Raw genomic sequence first — 4,642 nt, 5'->3', positions numbered from 1 at the left:
CGGCCGGGTGGGCACCGTCCTCGGGGTGATCACCGACCCGGTCCACCGCCGGCGGGGGCACAGCCGGGCGATCATGACCGGGTTGCTCGACTGGTTCGCCGGGCGCGACGTCGCACGCGTGGACCTGCACGCCTCAGCGGAAGGGGAGCCGCTCTACCGGGCGCTGGGCTTCGCCGACCATCCCGACCCGGCGCTGTACTGGCGCCCCTGACATACCGTCAGCGCCCCCCTGAAGGCCACGGAGAACCCCAGTCGGGCACTCCCCCACCCCTAACCTGTCGGCCTGCCTCCCACCCGACGGCCACCCCACTCCATCCGGCCGTCGGGCCCGCTCGACCCCCGAGATGGAATCCGCGCCACCGGACGCCGGCGCGTGCGCACCTACCGATCCGTCTGCCGAGGTCGTGCGATCGTCGCCGGCGGGCATGGTCGCCGGTGGAGTACCCGGCCCGGTCACTGGCCCAGACCACCGGCGTGGATCAGCCCACTGACCAGGTATTGACGGTGCGTCAGCTTCGGACCACGGCGCTCGGGGGCCGTCGTGCGGCCACCGGCCACCCGCTCGTTCGCGGTGGCCACCGCAAGCTTGGGCCGCGCGGCGATGGCCCGTCTGACCAGGTCCTTGGCAGCGCACGGCCACCATCCGTCCGCTCAGTGCGGGACTTTCGCGGCCAGCGGCCGGCGGTCGTGGCAGCTTCTGCCCCGGCCCGCTCCGCCGCGTCCCGAACCGTTGACGGCTTGGTCCAGACCATTTACCGTACGACTGCTTCCCTGGCCGCCGACGCCCCACGAATCGCGCACCACGGCCCCCAGGTAGCGCGTGTGCTCGGTTCTGCACGTCCCCTGTACAACCCCCCACAGGGAGAGAGCCATGTCTCAACACCATCGCAGAATTAGGAGCAGAGTTGCCGCTCTGCTCACCGTCCTCGTCCTACCCCTCGCCCTGCTGACCGGTCTGTCGAGCTCCGCCCAGGCGGCCGGGACGCTGACCGCGACCTTCTCCATCCAGGACAACGGCTCCTGGTGGAAGGGCACGTACACCATCCACAACAGCGGTTCCGCGGCCGTCAACGGCTGGCAGCTTGAGTTCGACCTGCCGGCGGGGACCACGACCAACGGGCACTACTACGGCGACGCCACCGTCACGGGCAACCACGTCTCGGTGAAGAACGCCCACTACAACGGCACGATCCCGGCCGGCGGCAGCAGCGACCCGTTCAGCTACTGGTTCATCGGCAACGGGCCGGCCAAGGCGCCGACGACGTGCACCATCAACGGCGACAAGTGCGACGGCACGCCCGATGTGCCGCCCACCGCGCCCGGCACGCCCAAGGTCACCACGGCCACCGCCCGCAGCATCGCGCTGAGCTGGCCGGCCTCTTCCGCGGGCGACTACCCGGTCAAGTCGTACGAGGTGGTCAGCGACGGCAAGACGGTCGCCACCTCGGACACCAACTCGGCGACGATCACCGGCCTCACCCCGGCCACCAGCTACACCTTCGCGGTGCGGGCCAAGGACCGCAGGGACAACCTCAGCCCGCTGAGCGCGCCGGTGACGGCCACCACCGTGGACCCCGCCAGCGACCCGACCCCGCCGACCGCCCCGGGCAACCTGCGTTCCACCGCCAAGACCTCCTCCACGGTCACGCTGACCTGGGCGAAGGCGACGGACAACGTGGGCGTGGCCGCGTACGACGTGTACGAGGGCGGCAAGCTGGCCAAGACGGTGGCAGCGGACACCACCACGGCCACCATCAGCGGTCTCTCTCCGGTCACGGAGTACTCCTTCACCGTCAAGGCCCGGGACGCGGCGGAGAACTCCTCCCCCGCCTCCAACACCGTGAAGGTCACCACCGATGACCTGGCGGGCGAGGGCCAGCACCTCAACGTGGGGTACTTCGTCCAGTGGGGCATCTACGGCCGCCAGTACTTCGTCAAGAACCTGGACACCTCGGGTGCGGCTGCCAAGCTCGACGTCATCAACTACGCCTTCGAGAACCTCGACCCGAAGAACCTGACCTGCATGGCTGGCGTCACCAAGGGCACCACGACCAACCCGCAGGACCCGGACCAGGGCACCGGCGCCGGTGACGCGGACGCCGACTACGGGCGGCCCATGTCGGCGGCCCAGTCGGTGGACGGCGTGGCCGACGACGGTTGGGGCAAGCTGCGCGGCAACTTCAACCAGATCAAGAAGCTCAAGGCCAAGCACCCGCACCTCAAGGTGCTGGTCTCGCTCGGTGGGTGGACGTTCTCCAAGTTCTTCTCCGACGCGGCTGCCACGCCCGAGTCGCGCGAGAAGTTCGTGAAGTCCTGTGTCGACGTGTGGATCAAGGGCAACCTGCCCGCCTACAACGGCGCGGGCGGCCCGGGCACCGGCGCGGGCGTCTTCGACGGCGTCGACGTCGACTGGGAGTGGCCGGGCTCGCCTGACGGCGGCCACCCGGGCAACCACTACAACGTCAAGGACAAGGAGAACCTGACGGCGCTGCTGGCCGAGTTCCGCAAGCAGCTCGACGCGACGGGTGGCGAGCGCAAGTTGCTGACCGCCTTCACGCCGGCCGACCCGGTCAAGATCGACCAGGGTTGGGACCTGTCGAAGATCTTCAACTACCTGGACTTCGCCAACGTCCAGGGTTACGACTTCCACGGCTCGGGCAGCGACAACTCGTGGGAGCCGAACCGCACCGGTCACCAGGGCAACCTCTTCACCGACACCGATGACCCGTACCCGACGCACTTCAGCATCGAGGAAGCCCTCAAGCCCTACACCGACGCCGGGGTCAACCCGCGCAAGCTGACCATGGGGTTCCCGTTCTACGGGCGTGGTTGGCAGGGTGTGGAAGAGGGCGGCAAGAAGGGTGAGTGGCAGTCGGCGAAGGGGGCCGCGCCCGGCCAGTTCGCCGAAGAAGCCGGCATCCGCGGGTACCAGAACATGCTGTCCAGCGTGCCCAACATGACGATCCACCACGACGAGCAGTCCATCTCGACGTACGGCTACACCGGCCCCGGCGGTCAGTGGTGGTCGTTCGACGACGAGTGGTCGATCGCCAAGAAGACCGCCTGGATGAAGCAGAAGAACCTGCTCGGGGCGATGGTCTGGGAAATGTCAGGAGACACCCCCAACGGCAGTCTGATGAACGCCATCGACAAGGGTCTGAAGTAAAGGCTTGACGTAGCGGCGCCGGGCCCCGGCCCACGCCGCGTCACCGGGGCCGCACCTGCCCCGCAAGGCCCTTTGCACTCCCGTACCACCCGCGCTGGGGTGGGGCAGGCTCCCGCCCCAGCGCCCTCGGCCCGGCCCGCGGCCGGCGCGGGCCGGGCCGTTTGGCGCGTACGCCGCCGCCGGGCGCGCCGGCGCGGTCCGCTCAGGCGGCGCCTTGTGGGTGGGTGCCGGCGTAGTGCGCAGCGATCTCGTCGCTGGTCGTCAGCCAGACGCCCGGGTGACCCACCACGTACTCCAGGGCCTGTGCCAGATAGCGCTGGCGGAAGGGTTGGCTGATGACGAAGGGGTGCAGGGCCAGGGCCATCACCCGGCCGCTGTCGGCGGATTCGGCGTAGAGCTGGTCCAGTTGGTCGCGTACGAGGCGGACGAAGTCGGGCCCTGACAGGTGCTTTCCGACGAACAGGGTGATGTCGTTGACTTCGATCGGGTACGGCACGCTCAGCATGCCGGGCACCCTGAGCCAGTACGGCTGGTCGTCGTTGGCCCAGTCGAGGACGTACTCCAGGCCCAGTTCGGCGAGGAGGTCCGGGGTGCGGAAGGTCTCGGTGAGCGCCGGCCCCAGCCAGCCGCGGGGGCGCCTGCCGGTGGCCCGCTCAATGGTGTCGACCACGTCGCGCAGGTAGTCGCGCTCCGCTTCGGGCGCGATGGTCGGCTGGTGGCGAGAGTTGTCCGCGCCGTGCGCGACCCAGGCCCAGTTTCTGTCCAGTCCGGCGGTGATGATCTGCGGATACTCCGTACAGACCGTGGAGTTGACCATCGCGCTGGCCCGTAGCCCGTAGCGGTCGAGGCAGTCCATCAGGCGCCACACCCCCACCCGGGGACCGTAGTCCCGCCAGCCGTGGTTGAGCGGGTCGGGGGTGAGTCCGGTGGTGTGCGCGGTGATGCTGAGTCCGGGCCTGTCGATCGGGTAGTGCTCGATGTTGACGGCGACGTAGAAGGCGATCCGGGCGCCCGTCGGCCAACGGATCGACTCGCGGCCGACGATGGGGCTGTAGTCGTAGGGGGGTTGGTCCATCGTTGCTCACCTCGTCGCCAGGGTGGCGCCAGGGGGGGCCGGCGCGGATCACCAGGGTAGTGAGCGACGGGCCGCGGCACGCGGGCGCGGGCGTGGGCGCGGCCGGCGGGGTGACAGGCGCGGCAGGGTTGGCAGGAATGGTGGAATTGGTGGGTGCGGCAGGGTGACAGCCGGGGCACGGTGGCAGCCGGGGCAGGGTGGCATCCGCCGGATCGGCGGCTACCCGGCTGCCGTGGGCGCCCGCTCCCGCGGCGGGCGGGCGAGCGCCGGCGGGCGGGCGCGAGGGCGCCGGGCCCCGTGGGGCGGGGCCGCCCGGGGGGGGGGGGGGGGGGGGGCCCCCCCCCCCCCCCCCGGGCCCCCCCCCCCCGGCGCCCCCCGGGGGGGGGGCCCCCGCCGCGGGG

Annotated in this window: 4 protein-coding genes; 3 read left to right on the top strand and 1 reads right to left on the bottom strand. The window is 70.7% G+C overall.

Annotated elements, in window-relative coordinates:
- Together AAHZ94_RS28810 and AAHZ94_RS28805 are read left to right on the top strand one after the other, a co-directional pair.
- Positions 1–211, top strand: a 211-nt coding sequence (locus tag AAHZ94_RS28810; protein ID WP_349996553.1) for a GNAT family N-acetyltransferase, incomplete at its 5' end; no start/stop codon positions are given.
- 660 nt (positions 212–871) lie between these two features.
- Complete coding sequence (locus AAHZ94_RS28805) at positions 872–3,166, top strand: glycosyl hydrolase family 18 protein (protein ID WP_349996551.1); 2,295 nt, start codon at positions 872–874, stop codon at positions 3,164–3,166.
- Positions 3,167–3,368: 202 nt separating this feature from the next.
- Here AAHZ94_RS28805 and AAHZ94_RS28800 read toward each other — a convergent pair whose 3' ends face one another.
- Positions 3,369–4,241, bottom strand: a complete 873-nt coding sequence (locus AAHZ94_RS28800) for a polysaccharide deacetylase family protein (protein WP_349996549.1) — start codon at positions 4,239–4,241, stop codon at positions 3,369–3,371.
- 163 nt (positions 4,242–4,404) lie between these two features.
- Between AAHZ94_RS28800 and AAHZ94_RS28795 the strand changes: the two genes are divergently transcribed.
- A partial coding sequence (locus AAHZ94_RS28795; RefSeq protein WP_349996547.1) for a hypothetical protein occupies positions 4,405–4,642 on the top strand: 238 nt, incomplete at its 3' end.

The organism is Streptomyces sp. HSW2009 (genome assembly GCF_040240285.1).
Classification (GTDB): Bacteria; Actinomycetota; Actinomycetes; order Streptomycetales; family Streptomycetaceae; genus Streptomyces.
Note: the sequence above shows the minus strand (reverse complement) of the source record. Positions and strands in the feature narration are given on the sequence as shown.